Below are 16,139 nucleotides of genomic sequence, written 5' to 3'. Positions count from 1 at the left end.
TGCCCGGGACGGGAAAAAGCTGATCGCGTGTCGAAACGTGTGCTGGACGGCCGCTACCGGCCCGACGAGCTGCTGGGTAGCGGCGGGATGGGCGAGGTCTGGCGGGGCCACGACCTACGCCTGGACCGGTCGGTGGCGATCAAGGTGCTCTCCGCCGCCGCCCTGCGCGAGCCGAAGGCGGCCGAACGGTTCGACCGGGAGGCGCGGGCGGCGGCCCGGCTGAACCATCCACACATCGTCGCGGTCTACGACTTCGGCACCGATGAGGACGGCTCCTTCCTGGTGATGGAGCTGGTGGAGGGCCGGACGGTTTCCGCGCTCATCGCCGACGGCCCGCTGCCGGTGGACCGGGCCGTCGCGATCGGGGCGCAGGCCGCCGACGGGATCGCCGCGGCGCACGCGGCGGGCGTCGTGCACCGGGACGTGAAGCCGGCGAACCTGCTCGTCACGCCGCCCGGCACGGTGAAGATCTGCGACTTCGGCATCGCCCGGCTGGCGCCCGCCGCCGGGGTCGCCACTCTCACCGGGCCGGTCTCCAAGCTGGGCACCAGCTCCTACATGTCGCCGGAGCAGGCGCTCGGCCGGCCGGCCGACCACCGGTCGGACCTGTACGCCCTGGGCTGCACCCTCTACGCCATGCTGGCCGGGCGGCCCCCGTACCTGGGCGACCCGTTGGCCGTCCTGCACCAGCACGTCAACGAGTCGCCGCCACCGCTGCGCGACCTCCGCCCGGGCCTCCCCGCCGCGCTGGAGTCCCTGGTCACCGAGCTCCTCGCCAAGGATCCGGCGGACCGGCCGAGCGACGCCGCGACGGTCCGGGACCGGCTCGCGGCGCTGGCGCCGCCGTCCGCCCGGCCCGCCTCCCCGGCGCCCGCCCTGCCCGCTCAGCGCGCCGAAGCCGACCCGATCGCGGCGCCGGCAGCGGCGGCTGCGGCTGCGGCACCACCACCGGTAGGACGGCAACGTGCCGCGCTCCTGACAACGGCCGGCGTCCTCGGCGCCACGCTGCTCGCGCTGGCCGCCGTCGTGCTGCTGCGCCCCGACTCCGGTCCGTCCGGCGCCCCGCCCACCGGCCTGTCCGCTACGCCCAGCAGTGCGTCGACGCCCCCGAGCACGACCACCGCGCCGGCGGCACCGGCAGCCACGCCGGGCACGGCGTCGACCACCCGCCCGACCCGGACGGTCGCCCCGGCCGCGCCGAGCGTCCCGACCACCACCACGACCACCGCGACGGCGAGCCGACGGCCCGGCCCGCCGTCCGCCACGCCGGCACCGGCCCCGCCCGCCGACCCCGTGGTGGCGATGCGGCTGTCGATCCAGAAGCACGTGGCCACCGGGCAGCTCAACCCGGACGCCGCCCGGGACCTGAACAAGAAGGTGGACGCGGTCGCCAAGGAGATCGCCGAGGGCGACCGGCGGGCGGCCACGGACCAGATCAAGAAGCTGCGCGACAAGCTCACCGAGCTCCGCGGCGGCGGGAAGCTCGGCGCCACCGGGTACGCCGAGCTGAGCGCCGGCGTCGACCGGATCGCCGCCGAGGTGTGAGCGGCCCGCTGCCGGCGCGGGGTCAGCGCCAGGTGGCGGCGGCCCGGCGCAGCCGGTCGTTGATCGCCCGGCCGACCCCCACCTCGGGCGCCGACTCGGCCACGATCTCGGTCACCCCGGCCGCGTCGAGCCGGTGCAGGGCGTCGAAGAGCCGGGCTGCGGCCTCGGTGACGTCGCCGGTCGCCGACAGCACCTCCACCGCCGCGTACCCGTCCGCCGGCGCCGCCCGGAAGGCCAGGTAGCCGACCCGGGCGCCGTCGCCGGCCGCCGGCTCGGCGTCGCCCACCACCCGCAACGGGGTACGCGGGGCGTAGTGCGCGGCCAGCGTCCCCGGCGCCACCGGCTGGCCGGAGGTGCCCGACCGTACGCTCACCGGCCCGACCACGTCGGTCAGCTCCTCCACCGGCAGCGCCCCGAGCCGCAGCACCACCGGTCGGTCGCCGCGCGCGTCGACGATGGTCGACTCGATCCCGCAGCGGGTCGACCCGCCGTCCAGCACCAGGTCGACGGCGGCGCCGAGCCCGCGTACCACGTGCTCGGCCCGGGTCGGGCTGAGCTGCCCGAACCGGTTGGCGCTCGGGGCGGCCACCGGCACCCCGGCGGCCCGGATCAGCGCCCGGGCGGACGCCTCGTCCGGCACCCGGACGGCCATGGTGTCCAGCCCGGAGGTCACGATCGGCGGGATCCCGACGGGCCGGTCGACGATCAGGGTGAGCGGGCCCGGCCAGAACCGTTCGGCCAGCCGGGTCACCGCCGGGGCCACCGGCCCGACCAGCATCGGCAGGTCGGCGGCGTCGGCGAGGTGGGTGATCAGCGGGTCGAAGCTCGGTCGCGCCTTGGCCTCGAAGATCCGGGCGGCGGCCCGCGCGTCCAGCGCGTTCGCGCCGAGCCCGTACACGGTCTCGGTGGGGAACGCGACCAGACCGCCGGCGCGCAGCACGGCGGCGGCCTCGGCGATGCCGGTGTCGGCGGGCAGGACGCGGGGATCTCCGGTGCTCACGGCACCGACGCTAGCCGGTCCGGTGCCGGCGGCCCGGACCGGCCGCCGACCCGGTGACTACGACTTGGGCGTCTGAGAGATCCGGACCAGGTTGCCGGACGGGTCGCGGAACGCGCAGTCCCGCGGCCCCCAGGGCTGGTCCATGGGCTCCTGCAGCACCTCCGCGCCGGAGGCCCGGACCTTCTCGAACACGGTGTCGAGGTCGTCGGTGCGGAACACGATCATCGGCAGGACACCCTTGGTGAGCAGCTCCTGGAGGGCGTCGCCGTCGGCCGGGGAGCGGCCGGCGTGCGGGTCGGAGATCACGATCTCCAGGCCCGGCTGGGCCGGCGTGCCGAGGGTGACCCAGCGGTGCCCGCCCGAGGCGACGTCGTTGCGCACCTCCAGGCCGAGCGCGTCGCGGTAGAACGGGAGCGCCTCGTCGGGGTCGTTGACGGTGAGATGGCAGTACTGCAGTGCGATCGTCATGCAGCTCACGCTAGGTGCCGGCGGCGGGCGAGGCTTCTCGGATCCTGACCGACCCGTCCCTGGTCGGCCGGGTGTTCAGCTTCGCCAGGCACGGCGGCATCGCGGCCACCGCGCTGTGCTCCCGGCTTCGGTACGCGCTCGGCGTCTCGCCGACGATCTCGGTGAACCGGGAGCTGAACGAGCCGAGCGAGGTACAGCCCACGGTCATGCACGCGTCGGTCACGCTCATCCCACCGCGCAGCAGCGCCATCGCCCGCTCGATCCGGCGGGTCATCAGGTAGCTGTACGGCGTCTCGCCGTAGGCCGCCCGGAACTGTCGGGAGAAGTGACCCGGCGACATCAGCGCGTGCCGGGCCATCGTCGGCACGTCCAGCGGGCGGGCGTACTCCCGGTCGATCAGATCCCGCGCCCGGCGCAGGTGCGCGAGGTTCGCGAGGTCCTGCGGGTCCATGGCCGGACGCTACCACCCGCACCCCGCCCCACCGCGGACATCGACCTGGCATGCCCGTCCCGGGCGGCCGGGTTGGGGACCTAGGCTCGCGCCCGGGGCTCCCAGGAGCCCCGGGCGCGGTCGTCCGGATCGTCAGCCGCGCGCGGGCACCCACGCGGGGGCGCTCAACAGCAGCGGATTCGCGCCACTGCCGCTGCCGTCGGGGTTGCGTCCGATCGCGTACGCGTAGATCTGGCGATCACCGCCGGGCACGGCGATCCCGTGCGCGAAGGTGAACCGGTGCGCGCCCCCCACGGCTGGCTCGGCGGGCTGATTGGCCGTCACCGCGCCGATGAACTGGCCGCCCTGGCCGGCCGGATAGTCGGCGTAGAAGTGCACGTCGACGGCGCCCCCGAAGTCGGCGTCCCGGGCCCATCCCCAGCAGACGTCGACGTTGCAGCCGTCCAGGTAGCCCTCGGCCGGCCGGTCGAACACAGCCCTCGTCAACGTGCCGACGAAGGCGCCGCTGCCGGAGATCGTCAGCGTGTTGCCGTTGACGGTGAGGGTGTAGCCGTTCTGGTACTTCCAGTCGCGCGTCCCGGTGCAGGTGGAGGTGGTGGTGCCGCGGTAGTCCTCACTCCAGCTGGACACCCCGTTGGCGCCGAAGACGTTGACGCCGAGCGGACGGAGGCTGCGGAACCACACGTTGCCCGGCGGCGGGCACGGCGCGCCCTGCTCGGCGTAGCCGTTGTTGGCGTCGAACCGCAGGACCGCGCCGTTGCTGCTGTACCAGGTACCGATGATGGACGAACCCGGGTCGACGCTCTGCGCGATGACGGGATCCGATTCGGTCCCGGTACCGGGATCGTCCAGGGTCGGGTTGCCGTTGCCGTCGACGTACCAGGTCACCACGTCGTCGGCGTGGGCCACGCCGGCGCTGACCGGCAGCAGGCCGAGCAGCAGGGCGCCCACCGCCGCCGCGGACAACCGCGCCGCACGCACGCGTGGTCGAATCACTCTGTTCACTGTTGGGAGCTCCTTCGGGAAGAAGTTGGTGTCGCGGGTAGGGGATCCGTTACGGACCGCGGCAGACATCACAGGGACCAAGACAGGGACCAGTCAGTGGTGTCGGAGGGGCTGAACTCCAACATGCGGTACCAGTTGTTCGGCTGGGGATAGTCGAAAAGGCTCGGCAGATCGCGCACTCCGAGCCGGGACAGCACGCCGTACGCGTTGTCGGCGCAGTTATTGCCGATCACCTGATAACCGCGACCGGCCGAGCCGGCGGCGAACTGGGTGGCCGAATCGGGATCGGGGATCGGACCGTACAGACGGGCAAACCGGTAGTTCGTGTAGCCACGACTACGCATTTCCGCCAACATCTGCGACTGCCTGCCCTGGGCCCACCAGAATCCGTTGTCCCCACCGGGCAGCACGACGGCCGACCCAGAGGGGTTCTCGACGGACCCGAAGTAGAAGGTGCCGGTGCAGGTGACCCGGTACCCCCAGCCGACGTGTCCGAGGCCGTTGGCGCCGTTGGGCCGGACGAAGACGTAGGCGGAATCCGTGGTCGAGCAGCCGGTGAGCGGCGCGGCCTGCGCCGCCTGCGGCACGAACACCGCGCCGAGGGCGGCCAGGGCCACCAGCAGGATGCGGAACACGCGGGAGCGGGACCGACCGGCTCGCGCCGGGACGGTGAGGGTGTCGATTACCATGGCACCTCTGATCGGGAGAAGCGGAGAGGTTGGCGGTATTCACCCTCCTCGTTCGAATCGACCACGGAAATACCGAGGTACGAATAACCCCGCGCCCGTTATTGCTGCCGACGATCCGGGGCGGGACGCCGCCCGCGGCCGTGCCCGCGCACACGGGGTCACGGTTCCGTAAGACCGGCAACAGGGCTGTTCATCGAAGCACGTACGTACGGTTGTCCCGTGGACAGGACCCCGGGCGCGCCCGGCACCGAAGCTCTCCGGCCGGCCGCCGACCAGGTGGAGTGGGAGGACCTGCGGTTGTTCCGGTTGCTGGCCGAGGAGTTGTCGTTCACCCGAGCCGCCCAACGGGCCCGCGTGTCCCAGCCGTGGATGTCGCAGCGCATCGCCCGGATGGAGCGCCGGCTGCGGGTGTCGCTGTTCCGGCGCAACCGCCACCAGGTGGGGTTGACCCCGGCCGGGCACCGCCTGCTGGGGTTCGTCGTCGACGTGAGCACCCTGTGGGACCGGACGGTCCGTGACCTGCCGGGACGGGAGACCGACCGGGGCGACGTGGCGGCGAGCCCGACCGGTGCGCGGCGAGCCGCCCGAGCCCCGCTGCGGCTCGCCGTCTACGACATCAATCCGGTACGCATGCCCGCGTACCTGGCCGAGTCGCCCGAGGTGCGCGACACCCGGTTCCTCATCCAGGACAGCGTCCGGGCCGGGGTGGACAGCGTCGTCGCCGGCAAGGCGGACGCTCTGCTGTCGTACATCGTGGATGGTTCCACCATGCCGGCCCCGCCACCGACCCTGTACACCTGCACGGTCCTGAGGGAACGGCTGCACGTGCTGCTGCCGAGGACCCACCGGCTGGCCGCGCGTCCGACGGTCTCCGTCACCGAGCTCGTCGGCGACCCGTGGGTGATCCCCCAGGAGGAGGTGCTACGAAAGCAGGTGCTCGCCCTGTTGCTGCGGTACGGCGTCGAACCACTGGTCACCCACGTGACGTCCAGCAACGAGGTGCAGCGCTTCCTGATCGCCTCCGGCCAGGCGGTCGATCTCTCGACGCCGCTGATGCGGCCGAACGACGGCGTGATACTCAAGTCCATGACGGAACCGGTCGACAGCGTCTTCGCCCTGTACGTCGGCCCCGGCATGACGGCCGACCGGGCCGATGCCCTGATTCGCGCGGTCCGACGGTGGTACGTCGACGGTCTCCTCGACGCGCGGTCACCCTGGCTGAGTCAACTGCTCCGCCCCGATGCCCATCCCACCCTGCGGGCGGCGCTCAGCCTCTTGCCACCGGACCGCCTGGCGGCCGTCGAGGCCATGGTCCGGGACGCGGAATCCCGGCCGACGGCGAGGCCGTGACACGCGGCTGCGCAAAGCCGGTGGCGACGGCGGTCGATCCCCCGCGACAATGGCCGGCGTGGATGATATCGAGGTCGTCGTCGCCCACGACGAGCGCGCCACGCTGCGGGTCGGCGACGTGTTCCTGAAGGTCGACGCCGATCAGACCCGCCTCGACGTCGAGGTCGAGGCGATGGCCCTGGCCCCGGTCCCGACCGCGCGGGTCCTGTGGCGCCGGCCGCCCGTACTCGCGATCGCCGCCCTTCCCGGCGCGGCGCTCGGCCGCCTCGGTGAGCCGTCGCCCGCGTCGCCGGCCGCATGGGCCGCGGCGGGCGCCGCCCTACGGACGCTGCACGAGGCGCCGCTGCCGCCGTGGCCCGGCCGCAGCCTGGACCAGCTCGTGGCGCGCCTCGACACCGAATGCGAGCTGCTGCTCCGCGGGGAGCTGCTGCCCGCCGACCTGGTCACCCGCAACCGCCAAGTGGCCGAGGCCGCGCTGCGGCCCTGGAGGCCGGTGTTCGCCCACAACGACCTGCAGCTCACCCACGTGTTCGTCGACGGTGCGCGGGTCACCGGCGTGCTCGACTGGTCCGAGGCCGCCCGCGGCGACGCCCTGTACGACCTCGCCGTCCTGACCCTCGGGCACGAGGAGCACCTGGCCGACGTCGTCGCCGGCTACGGCGCCGACGTCGACCTCGACGTGATCCGCGGATGGTGGTCGTGGCGCAGCCTGGTGGCGTTCCGCTGGCTGGCCGAGCACGGCTTCGACCCGTACACGCCCGGCTGTGAGGGGGACGTGCTCCGAGCTCGGATGTGAGGCGGTTCAGCCGAGGAAGCGGTGCAGCCAGTGGAACCAGGCGTGGGCGAACCGAGCGTCGCACCGGGCCAGCGCCTCGCTGATCGGCACCCCGTCCATCACCACCAGCCGGTTGACCGCGCTGCCCGAAATCGGCGGCCCTGCGCCCCCGACCTGTGGACGTGCTCTCCAACCGCACCTACCGGGCGTACCTGGTCTCCGGCCTGTTCACCAGCGGCACCGCGACGCTGACTGCCACCCGCGCTAAGCGGCTGGCCTGACTGTCCCAGTGTGGGCGCGCCATCGACCGGGTGCTGGGCGAGGAAGGCCGGGCGCGAACGACCCCGGGACGCGAGGGGCAGCCCGCGTCCGAGGTCGTTCCCGATGGTGAGATAGGTCAGGGCAGGTCGATCGGGCGCAGGACGCGGTCGATGCCGTGGGCGATCTGGCGGTTGCCCTTGTTGATGTCGAATCGGTTGATGCGCGGGTTGCGGTCGGAACGATCGGCGTCGATCAGGGCGATCCGCTTGTGCCCGTGCGGCACGTACACGTCGACCTTGATCTTCGCGCCGGTGGCGGTCACCAGCTTGGCGTTGTCGGACTTGAGTGCGGTTTTCTTGGTGATCGTGGCGCCCGGCACCACGTGGTAGAGCAGCACGGCCTCGACTGTGTCGATGCCGAGGCCGGCGACGGCGCTGAATGCCTTGCTCTCGCTGGGCAGCTTCTCAGCCTTGGTGATGTCCTGGACGAGCAGTTCGAAGGCTCGGTCGTTGGGCAGGAAGGCGGTCAGGGCGGTCTTGCCGTCGGCGAGCACGGCGACCTTGCTGCCCGGCTTGGCCTTGAGTACCGCCTTCACCGCGGCGCCCAGGATGTCGTAGTCGTGGCCATTGTGGTCGAAACCGCTCTTGTCGGCGGTCAGCACCGCGGCCAGGGACCTGGTCTTGAGCGGCTCAGTTCGTGAGAGTTCCGCGCAGCTAGCTTTTGCCCGATTGGGCGGGCGAGGAGCTGCGCACGGTGATGGAGCTGCTCGGGCACTCCACGATCCGGATGACGGCCACACCTACGGTCACGTCCTGCCGACGCGGTCTCGTCAGGCTGCCTCGGCCATCGACCGCGTTCTCGGTGAGGAGGAGACCGCGTGACCGCTTGGCTGTACGAATGGCTGTACTCGGGACCGAGATCAACCGGTGAAAGTGCTGGTGGAGCCCAGGGGACTCGAACCCCTAACCCCTGCCTTGCAAAGGCAGTGCTCTGCCAGTTGAGCTAGGGCCCCTGGACGAGCGGGTCAGCGCAGGTCGGGAGCGGTGGTCGCCTCGTGCCAGAGGGCGCGCTCGTCGTTGGAAGCCTTGACCTTCTTGGCCAGCACGGCGGCGACGCCGACGATGCCGACCAGGACCAGCAGCTTCTTGACCATGGGGCGTCCCCTTGCGCTCGACCGTGCCGTCCGAACGAATGTGCGGTGGGGCTAGCTGGAATCGAACCAGCGACCTCAGAGTTATCAGCTCTGCGCTCTAACCGACTGAGCTATAGCCCCGCGTGGCGACGAGCAAGGTTAACCCATCGCGTTCCCGGGCCCCAAATCGGGGTCCGGCGTGCCCGCGCCGGGTCGACCGTACCCGGATGCGGAACGCCGGGGCGACCGCTTTTGCGGTGCCCCGGCGTCACGTACGTCAGTCGCGCTCGGCCAGCGTCAGCTCGATGCCGCCGACCAGGTCGGCGCAGACGTTGTAGATGAACGCGCTGAGGGTGGCCAGCGCGGTGAAGAGCACCACGTTGACCAGGCCGATCAACGCCGAGCTGAGGATCACGCCCTTGGCGGTGATCTGGAAGCCGCTGGTGCTCTGCCCACCGCCGGCGTTCACCAGGTCGGTCAGGCTGGAGTTCACGCTCTCGAACACGCCCATCGCGTCCAGGGCGAGGTAGAGCACCGAGGTGGCGACGACCACCACGATGAACAGCACCACCGAGACCGAGAAGGCGAACTTCATCACCGACCACGGGTCGATCCGCTTGAGGTTCAGCCGGGCCCGGCGCGGCCCACGGGACGCGGCCGAACTGACCGAGGTACGCGCGGCGCGTACCGCCTCACCCACCCGCGCGGCCCCGACGGCGCCACCGACGCCCGGCGGCAGGCCCCCGCCGTTCGCCGGGCGGGCGGTGCCGCTCGGACGGCCGGCGTCCGGCGTGGGGCGGGCGCCCCCGCCGATCCGCGGCTGGGTGCCGGTGCTGGACGGGGAGGTGGCGCTCCCCGGCGTGATCGGCTGGGTGGCGTTCGGCGACTTGGCCGAGGTGACCACCGGGGTGGTGCCCGAACTCGGCGCGTCCACCCCAGCCGCCGCCGGCGGCCGCTCGCTCGTCCCCTGGTCCTCACCGGGCTTGCCCGGCGGCGGTGACATGCCGGGGGCACGGGTGAATTTCGGGGCAGGCGCGTCGGCGGGGACGGTCGCCCGACCCACGGCAGCGCGGCCGGCCGCGGTTGTGCCGCTCTTCGCGGCCTCCTCGTCGACCGGGGTGGCCGAGGTCCCCTTGTTCCCCGACTTCGCCTGTGTCTCCGTCATTCAACTAGTCCTGTTCGTCAGGCTCGTCGGCATTGCGAGCAATCGCCACGATAGTCACGCCGTCCGGGAGGTCCATCAGCTTGACCCCCATTGTGTTCCGGTCACGCGTACGGCGTACAGGCTTCACCGGAGTCCGGATGACGCCGCCGTTGCTGGTGATCGCGAACAGCTCGTCGTCCGGATCGATCACGATCGCACCGACCAGACCACCGCGTCGCTCGGTGATCTTCGCAGTCAGCACGCCCTTACCTCCCCGGCCCTGCACCGGGTATTCCTCGATCGGGGTGCGTTTCGCGTATCCCCCGTTCGTGGCCACCAGAACGTCCAGACCCTCCCGGACGACCTCCATCGCCAGCAGGACGTCGTCGTCCGTGAAGCGCATGCCGATCACGCCGGAGGTGGCCCGGCCCATCGGGCGCAGCGCCTCGTCGGTGGCGTTGAACCGGATCGCCTGCGCCTTCTTGGAGACCAGCAGCAGGTCCTCCTCCGGGGCCACCAGGACAGCACCGACCAGCTCGTCCTCATCGCGCAGGTTGATCGCGATGACGCCGCCGGACCGGTTGGAGTCGAACTCCTCGAGTCGGGTCTTCTTCACCAGGCCGTTTCTCGTGGCCAGTACCAGGTAGGGAGCCACCTGGTAGTTCGGGATTTCGATGATCTGCGCGATCTGCTCGTCCGGTTGGAAGGCGAGCAGGTTTGCCACGTGCTGGCCCTTGGCCACCCTACTGGCTTCCGGCAACTCGTACGCCTTGGCCCGGTAGACGCGGCCCTTGTTCGTGAAGAACAGGATCCAGTCGTGGGTGGAGCATACGAAGAAGTGGCTGACGATGTCGTCCTGCCTCAGGGTGGCGCCGCTGACACCCTTGCCGCCACGCCGCTGCGAGCGGTACAGGTCGACCTTGGTGCGCTTGGCGTACCCGGTGCGGGTGATGGTGACGACCACGTCCTCGCGGGCGATCAGGTCCTCCATCGAGACCTCGCCGTCGAACGGCATGATCTTCGTCCGCCGGTCGTCGCCCCACTTCGCGACGATCTCGCCGAGCTCCTCCGAGACGATCTTCCGCTGCCGCTCCGGCTTGGCGAGGATGTCCTTCAGGTCGGCGATCTCGATCTCGAGCTTGGCCAGGTCGTCCAGGATCCGCTGCCGCTCCAGGGCGGCCAGCCGGCGCAGCTGCATGTCCAGGATCGCGGTCGCCTGGATCTCGTCGATGTCCAGCAGCCGGATCAGGCCCTGCCGGGCGTCCTCCACCGTCGGCGAGCGCCGGATCAGCGCGATCACCTCGTCCAGGGCGTCCAGCGCCTTGGACAGACCGCGCAGGATGTGCGCCCGCTCCTCCGCCTTGCGCAACCGGAACGCGGTCCGCCTGCGGATCACCTCGATCTGGTGCTCGACGTAGTAGCGCAGGAACTGCGCCAGGTTGAGCGTGCGCGGCACCCCGTCGACCAGCGCCAGCATGTTGGCGCCGAAGGTCTCCTGGAGCTGGGTGTGCTTGTAGAGGTTGTTCAGCACCACCTTGGCGACCGCGTCGCGCTTGAGCACCAGCACGATCCGCATGCCGGTACGCCCGGAGGACTCGTCCCGGATGTCGGCGATGCCGGCGAGCTTGCCCTCCTTGATCAGCTCGGCGATCCGCTCGGCCAGGTTGTCCGGGTTGACCTGGTACGGCAGCTCGCTGACCACCAGGCAGGGCCGACCGCGCTTGTCCTCCTCGACCTCCACCACCGCCCGCATCCGGATCGAGCCGCGCCCGGTCCGGTACGCGTCCTGGATCGCCTGCTGCCCGACGATCAGGCCGTAGGTCGGGAAGTCCGGACCCTTGACGATCTCCAGCAGCGCCTCGAGGGTGCTCTCCTCGTCGGCGTCCGGGTTCTCCAGGCACCACTGCACCGCCGCGCCGATCTCGCGCAGGTTGTGCGGCGGGATCTTGGTGGCCATGCCGACCGCGATGCCCTCGGAGCCGTTCACCAGCAGGTTGGGGATCCGCGACGGCAGGATGGTGGGCTCCTTGGCCCGGCCGTCGTAGTTGTCCTGCAGGTCGACGGTGTCCTCGTCGATGTCCCGCAGCATCTCCATCGCCAGCGGGTCGAGCTTGCACTCGGTGTTGTGGCTGACGAAGCCGTCGGAGACGAACGAGTGGTCCTCGGTGTCCACCCGGATGCTGTAGACCGCCTGGACACCGGCGTCCTCGACCGACGCCACCTCGGCGTAGTAGAACCGGCCGTCGACCAGCGGCTCCACCACGTCCAGGATGCCCGACTCGGTGATCCGGGCGGCGATCTCGTCGCGGTCCCGCTCCCAGCGCTCGACCCGGTCGACGTTGTGCCGACGCAGCCAGTCCCGCTCGGTCCACCGGCTCGCGCCGTGCTCGCGGATGAAGTCACCGACGAACGGCACGAAGTCGCCGGCCAGGGCCCGGCTGGTGGCCGGCACCCGGGCCAGCTCGGACGCCAGCTTGGCCTGCTTGCGGCCGAGGAAGCCGACGTGCGCGGCGAAGATCCGGGCGTCGCGGCGGTTGGTCACCACGACCTTGATCTCGCCGCTGTCGTACCGGCACTGTCGGCTGACGACGCCGAACTCCAGCAGCAGCTGCTGCACCTCACGGGCGAGCCGCACGCTACGGGTGGAGTACGAGATCTGGATGGTGCTGCGGGGCAGCAGCGAGGACGAGCCGTCGCCCTCGAACAGGGCCTGGAGGAAGGCCCGCTTGACCGCCGCGGTGCCCTGCCAGACGAACTCGGGGACGAACTTGCCGGCGCTGCGTACGCCGACCAGCTCGCCCAGGATGGACCCATCGAAATCGCTGATCCAGCCACGCATCTTGTGGAGAGTCTTGCCCGTGACGGTGGTCTCGGTTCCAACCCAGCGCTGACCCCCGACCGCGAGGTCGTAGGCGGCGAGGACCCGGACGAAAAACTCCCGGTCGCAGTTGTCGAAGCCGACCCGGTTGCCTGACGTCCAACCCTCGCTAACGTAGGCACCGGCCAGGACGGCGGCCTCGACGTGCTCCAGCGTCGGGTAGCCGATCTCGTCCGGCACGGTGCGCTGGAGGACCACCCGGTCACCCGGGCCGATCTCGGCGAGCAGCTTCCACAGCAGGGTCGGCACGCCGGCCACGCTCACCAGGCAGAGCACCGGGTGGTTCTGGGTGCCGGTCAGCTCGTACCCCTCGCGGGTGCGCAGCCGCAGCGTCGGGTGCTCGCCGGAGTGGAAGAACTTGCTGGCGTGCACCAGGTCGCCGTTGCGGTCGCGGACCTTCAGCGCGACGTCGGTCTCGCTGCTCGGCGCGGCACCCGGGACGATGTCGCCGACCCGCACGCTGCCCTGAGCGGTACGAATCCGGACATCTGGGGTAATGCAGTATCTCATGGCCGCAGCCGGATCATTTCCGGGCGAACCGAAGTTGCCGTTGCCGTCCACCAGCGGGTACCGCAGCGACCACGGCTGGGCCATCCGGACCAGCGCGTCGTAGATCGCCGAGTCGCCGTGCGGGTGGAACTGACCCATCACGTCACCGACGACGCGGGAGCACTTCACGTACCCGCGGTCCGGCCGGTAGCCGGAGTCGAACATGGCGTACAGGATCTTGCGGTGGACCGGCTTGAGCCCGTCCCGGACGTCCGGCAGCGCCCGCCCGACGATGACGCTCATCGCGTAGTCGAGGTACGAGCGCTGCATCTCGACCTCGAGGCCGACCGGCTCGATCCGGTCGTGCTGGACGACGGCCGCGACGGCCGCGACGGCCGCCTCCGGCGCCTCCGGCTCGTTCGGGGTGGACTCGGGAGTATCGGTCACTGTTAACCCTTATCAGACTCAGAGTCGGCTTCGTGCTGTGGATAAGTCTGTGGAAACCGGCCAAGTTGTGGATAACCCAGTGGACAGGTGGCCGGCCGGCGAACCCCGGCCGGCCACGCGAGGTCCGTCAGATGTCGAGGAACCGCACGTCCTTGGCGTTGCGCTGGATGAACGAACGGCGGGCCTCGACGTCCTCGCCCATCAACACGCTGAACAGCTCGTCGGCGGTGGCGGCGTCGTCGAGCGTCACCTGGCGCAGGGTGCGGGTGGCCGGGTTCATTGTGGTCTCCCACAGCTCGGGGTAGTTCATCTCGCCGAGACCCTTGAACCGCTGGATGTCGTCCGGCCGGGCGTTGGCCTTCTTCTGCTGGCGCAGCGCGATCAGCCCGTCGCGCTCCCGGTCGGAGTACGCGTACTGGGCGTCGTCGCCCTTCTTGTTCCACTTGATCTTGTAGAGCGGCGGGGCGGCCAGGTAGACGTGGCCCAGCTCGACCAGCGGCCGCATGAAGCGGAACAGCAGGGTGAGCAGCAGCGTCTGGATGTGCTGGCCGTCGACGTCCGCGTCGGCCATCAGCACGATCTTGTGGTAGCGCAGCTTCTCGATGTCGAAGTCGTCGTGGATGCCGGTGCCCAGCGCGGTGATCAGCGCCTGGACCTCGTTGTTCTTCAGCACCCGGTCGATCCGGGCCTTCTCCACGTTGAGGATCTTGCCGCGGATCGGCAGAATCGCCTGGGTGCGCGGGTCGCGGCCCTGCTTGGCCGAGCCGCCGGCCGAGTCGCCCTCGACGATGAAGACCTCGGACTCGCGCGGGTCGGTGGACTGGCAGTCGGCCAGCTTGCCCGGCATCGAGCCGGACTCCAGCAGCGACTTGCGCCGGGCCAGCTTGCGCGCCTGCTGGGCGGCGATCCGGGCCCGGGCGGCCTGGGACGCCTTCTGGATGATCGTCTTGGCCTCGGCCGGGTTCCGGTCGAACCAGTCGACCAGCCGGTCGTTGCAGACCCGCTGGACGAAGCTCTTCACCGGGGTGTTGCCCAGCTTGGTCTTGGTCTGCCCCTCGAACTGCGGGTTGGTCAGCTTCACCGAGATGATCGCGGCGAGCCCCTCGCGGATGTCCTCGCCGGAGAGCTTCTCGTCGCCCTTGAGCAGCTTCTTCTCCGTGCCGTACCGGTTGACGACGCTGGTCAGCGCGGAGCGGAAGCCCTCCTCGTGGGTGCCGCCCTCATGGGTGTTGATGTTGTTCGCGAAGGTGTAGACCGACTCGCCGTACGACTCGTTCCACTGCATGGCGATCTCGACCGACATGCCCTCCTCCTCGGCGTCGAACTCGACCACGGTCTTGTGCATCGGGTTCTTCGAGGCGTTGAGGTGCCGGACGAAGTCGGCGATGCCGCCGTCGTAGCGGAAGGTGACCTCGCGGATCTTGCCTTCCTCGCCCTCGGCGACCCGCTCGTCGAGCAGGTGGATGGTGATGCCCCGGTTGAGGAAGGCCATCTCCTGCAGGCGCCGGTAGATGGTCTGGAAGTCGAAGTCGACGGTCTCGAAGACCTCGGCGTCCGGCCAGAAGGAGACCGCCGAGCCGGTGCGGTCGGTCGTCTCGCCCTTGTCCAGCGCGGACGGCTTGGAGTGGTCGTACGTCTGCCGCCAGACGAAGCCGGACTTGTGGATCTCCACGGCCATCCTGGTGGAGAGCGCGTTCACTACCGAGACGCCGACGCCGTGCAGGCCGCCGGAGACCGCGTACGCCTTGCCGTCGAACTTGCCGCCCGCGTGCAGCACGGTCAGCGCGACCTCGACACCCGGCTTCTTCAGCTTGGGGTGCAGGTCGACCGGAAAGCCGCGGCCGTTGTCGGTGACCCGGACGCCGCCGTCGGCGAGCAGCACCACGTCGATGGTGTCGCAGTAGCCGGCCATCGCCTCGTCGACCGCGTTGTCGACGACCTCCCACACGAGGTGGTGCAGGCCGCGCTCGCCCGTCGAACCGATGTACATGCCGGGCCGCTTGCGGACCGCCTCGAGCCCCTCGAGGACGGTGATCGACTCGGCGCCGTACTCCTGCTTGTCCTGCGCTGCCACCCTCGGCCACTTTCTCGCGCCGGGTCGCGCCGGGGCGCGGGGGCGCGGGTTCGGCGGACAGGACGCGACGTCGGCGCGTGGACCGGCCCGGGGTCGTCCCAGGTCACGGTGCGCGCGCGGTCGCCGCGGTGTGCCCGCGGATCGCGATCGGCTCGACCCGTCACGGGACGTTGATCAAGGGCCGCTGCGGGCCCGTGTCCGTCGCTCCGTGCCGGGTCTTCGTCTCGCCGTCAATCTTACTGTGCGCGCGTGACAGAACCACCACTCGGCACCCCTTCGCGGCGGCTGAGAACTCCGTAGCGGGCCGAACCGCGCTGTCCGCGACTCCCCCTACACGGCCGGGGAGGATCGAGGGCGGCGCCGCGTGGAGAATCGACCGGCGCCGGCCGCCCCGCCGAGGGTCGCGCGCGGGACGGTCGTACCGTACCTTT

The 16,139-nt window shown here is 70.9% G+C and carries 13 protein-coding genes and 2 tRNA genes; 3 read left to right on the top strand and 12 right to left on the bottom strand.

The features are described from left to right. Positions 1-27: 27 nt before the first annotated feature. Positions 28-1,545: a protein kinase gene (locus ACFY3U_RS07105; protein ID WP_387196290.1), complete on the top strand. Its 1,518-nt coding sequence runs from the start codon at positions 28-30 to the stop codon at positions 1,543-1,545. A 22-nt stretch (positions 1,546-1,567) separates the two neighbouring features. On the opposite strand, the gene ACFY3U_RS07100 is transcribed toward ACFY3U_RS07105, so the two are convergent. The 5 genes from ACFY3U_RS07100 to ACFY3U_RS07080 form a co-directional block, all read right to left on the bottom strand. Further along, on the bottom strand, positions 1,568-2,521 hold the full coding sequence (locus tag ACFY3U_RS07100; RefSeq protein WP_387197581.1) for an L-threonylcarbamoyladenylate synthase: 954 nt from the start codon (positions 2,519-2,521) through the stop codon (positions 1,568-1,570). An 81-nt stretch (positions 2,522-2,602) separates the two neighbouring features. After that, a complete protein-coding gene (locus tag ACFY3U_RS07095; protein WP_387196287.1) occupies positions 2,603-3,013 on the bottom strand; it encodes a VOC family protein in 411 nt (136 codons plus the stop codon). 10 nt (positions 3,014-3,023) lie between these two features. Next, complete coding sequence (locus ACFY3U_RS07090; protein WP_387196284.1) at positions 3,024-3,464, bottom strand: helix-turn-helix transcriptional regulator; 441 nt, start codon at positions 3,462-3,464, stop codon at positions 3,024-3,026. A 132-nt stretch (positions 3,465-3,596) separates the two neighbouring features. Then, the gene (locus ACFY3U_RS07085) at positions 3,597-4,460 is read right to left on the bottom strand and encodes a hypothetical protein (RefSeq protein ID WP_387196281.1); all 864 of its coding nucleotides are present in this window, start codon (positions 4,458-4,460) and stop codon (positions 3,597-3,599) included. 77 nt (positions 4,461-4,537) lie between these two features. Beyond that, positions 4,538-5,104, bottom strand: a complete 567-nt coding sequence (locus ACFY3U_RS07080; protein WP_387196278.1) for a hypothetical protein — start codon at positions 5,102-5,104, stop codon at positions 4,538-4,540. Between the two features lie 273 nt (positions 5,105-5,377). Here ACFY3U_RS07080 and ACFY3U_RS07075 point away from each other — a divergent pair, with 273 nt between their 5' ends. Continuing rightward, a complete protein-coding gene (locus ACFY3U_RS07075; protein WP_387196275.1) occupies positions 5,378-6,508 on the top strand; it encodes a LysR family transcriptional regulator in 1,131 nt (376 codons plus the stop codon). A 49-nt stretch (positions 6,509-6,557) separates the two neighbouring features. Then, positions 6,558-7,304 carry a phosphotransferase family protein gene (locus tag ACFY3U_RS07070; protein WP_387196272.1) on the top strand — a complete coding sequence of 249 codons (747 nt, stop codon included), beginning with the start codon at positions 6,558-6,560 and terminating at the stop codon, positions 7,302-7,304. A gap of 376 nt (positions 7,305-7,680) precedes the next feature. Here ACFY3U_RS07070 and ACFY3U_RS07065 read toward each other — a convergent pair whose 3' ends face one another. The 7 genes from ACFY3U_RS07065 to gyrB all read right to left on the bottom strand — a co-directional run bounded on the left by ACFY3U_RS07065 (position 7,681) and on the right by gyrB (position 15,708). Further along, on the bottom strand, positions 7,681-8,205 hold the full coding sequence (locus ACFY3U_RS07065; RefSeq protein ID WP_387196269.1) for a fasciclin domain-containing protein: 525 nt from the start codon (positions 8,203-8,205) through the stop codon (positions 7,681-7,683). 275 nt (positions 8,206-8,480) lie between these two features. Beyond that, positions 8,481-8,556: transfer RNA gene (locus ACFY3U_RS07060), tRNA-Ala, on the bottom strand. A 12-nt stretch (positions 8,557-8,568) separates the two neighbouring features. Beyond that, a complete protein-coding gene (locus tag ACFY3U_RS07055; protein ID WP_387196266.1) occupies positions 8,569-8,697 on the bottom strand; it encodes a DLW-39 family protein in 129 nt (42 codons plus the stop codon). Between the two features lie 46 nt (positions 8,698-8,743). Further along, a tRNA-Ile gene (locus tag ACFY3U_RS07050) sits at positions 8,744-8,817 on the bottom strand. Positions 8,818-8,953: 136 nt separating this feature from the next. After that, on the bottom strand, positions 8,954-9,841 hold the full coding sequence (locus ACFY3U_RS07045; RefSeq protein WP_387196263.1) for a DUF3566 domain-containing protein: 888 nt from the start codon (positions 9,839-9,841) through the stop codon (positions 8,954-8,956). Between the two features lie 4 nt (positions 9,842-9,845). Further along, positions 9,846-13,490, bottom strand: coding sequence for an intein-containing DNA gyrase subunit A (gyrA, locus tag ACFY3U_RS07040; RefSeq protein WP_387197578.1), 3,645 nt, complete (start codon positions 13,488-13,490; stop codon positions 9,846-9,848). 271 nt (positions 13,491-13,761) lie between these two features. Further along, on the bottom strand, positions 13,762-15,708 hold the full coding sequence (gyrB, locus tag ACFY3U_RS07035) for a DNA topoisomerase (ATP-hydrolyzing) subunit B (RefSeq protein WP_387196260.1): 1,947 nt from the start codon (positions 15,706-15,708) through the stop codon (positions 13,762-13,764). Between the last annotated feature and the right edge of the window lie 431 nt (positions 15,709-16,139).

The sequence above is a fragment of the Micromonospora sp. NPDC000089 genome (assembly GCF_042899365.1).
In the GTDB taxonomy this organism is placed as follows: domain Bacteria; phylum Actinomycetota; class Actinomycetes; order Mycobacteriales; family Micromonosporaceae; genus Micromonospora.
This window is presented reverse-complemented; position numbering and strand designations above follow the sequence as displayed.

Bases quoted from the DNA above. Each gene is read 5' to 3' on its own strand.
- ACFY3U_RS07095 (WP_387196287.1), bottom strand. From the start codon at position 3,013: ATGACGATCGCACTGCAGTACTGCCATCTCACCGTCAACGACCCCGAC.
- ACFY3U_RS07090 (WP_387196284.1), bottom strand. From the start codon at position 3,464: ATGGACCCGCAGGACCTCGCGAACCTCGCGCACCTGCGCCGGGCGCGG.
- ACFY3U_RS07070 (WP_387196272.1), top strand. From the start codon at position 6,558: ATGGCCGGCGTGGATGATATCGAGGTCGTCGTCGCCCACGACGAGCGC.
- ACFY3U_RS07055 (WP_387196266.1), bottom strand. From the start codon at position 8,697: ATGGTCAAGAAGCTGCTGGTCCTGGTCGGCATCGTCGGCGTCGCCGCC.
- ACFY3U_RS07045 (WP_387196263.1), bottom strand. From the start codon at position 9,841: ATGACGGAGACACAGGCGAAGTCGGGGAACAAGGGGACCTCGGCCACC.
- gyrA (WP_387197578.1), bottom strand. From the start codon at position 13,490: ATGAGCGTCATCGTCGGGCGGGCGCTGCCGGACGTCCGGGACGGGCTC.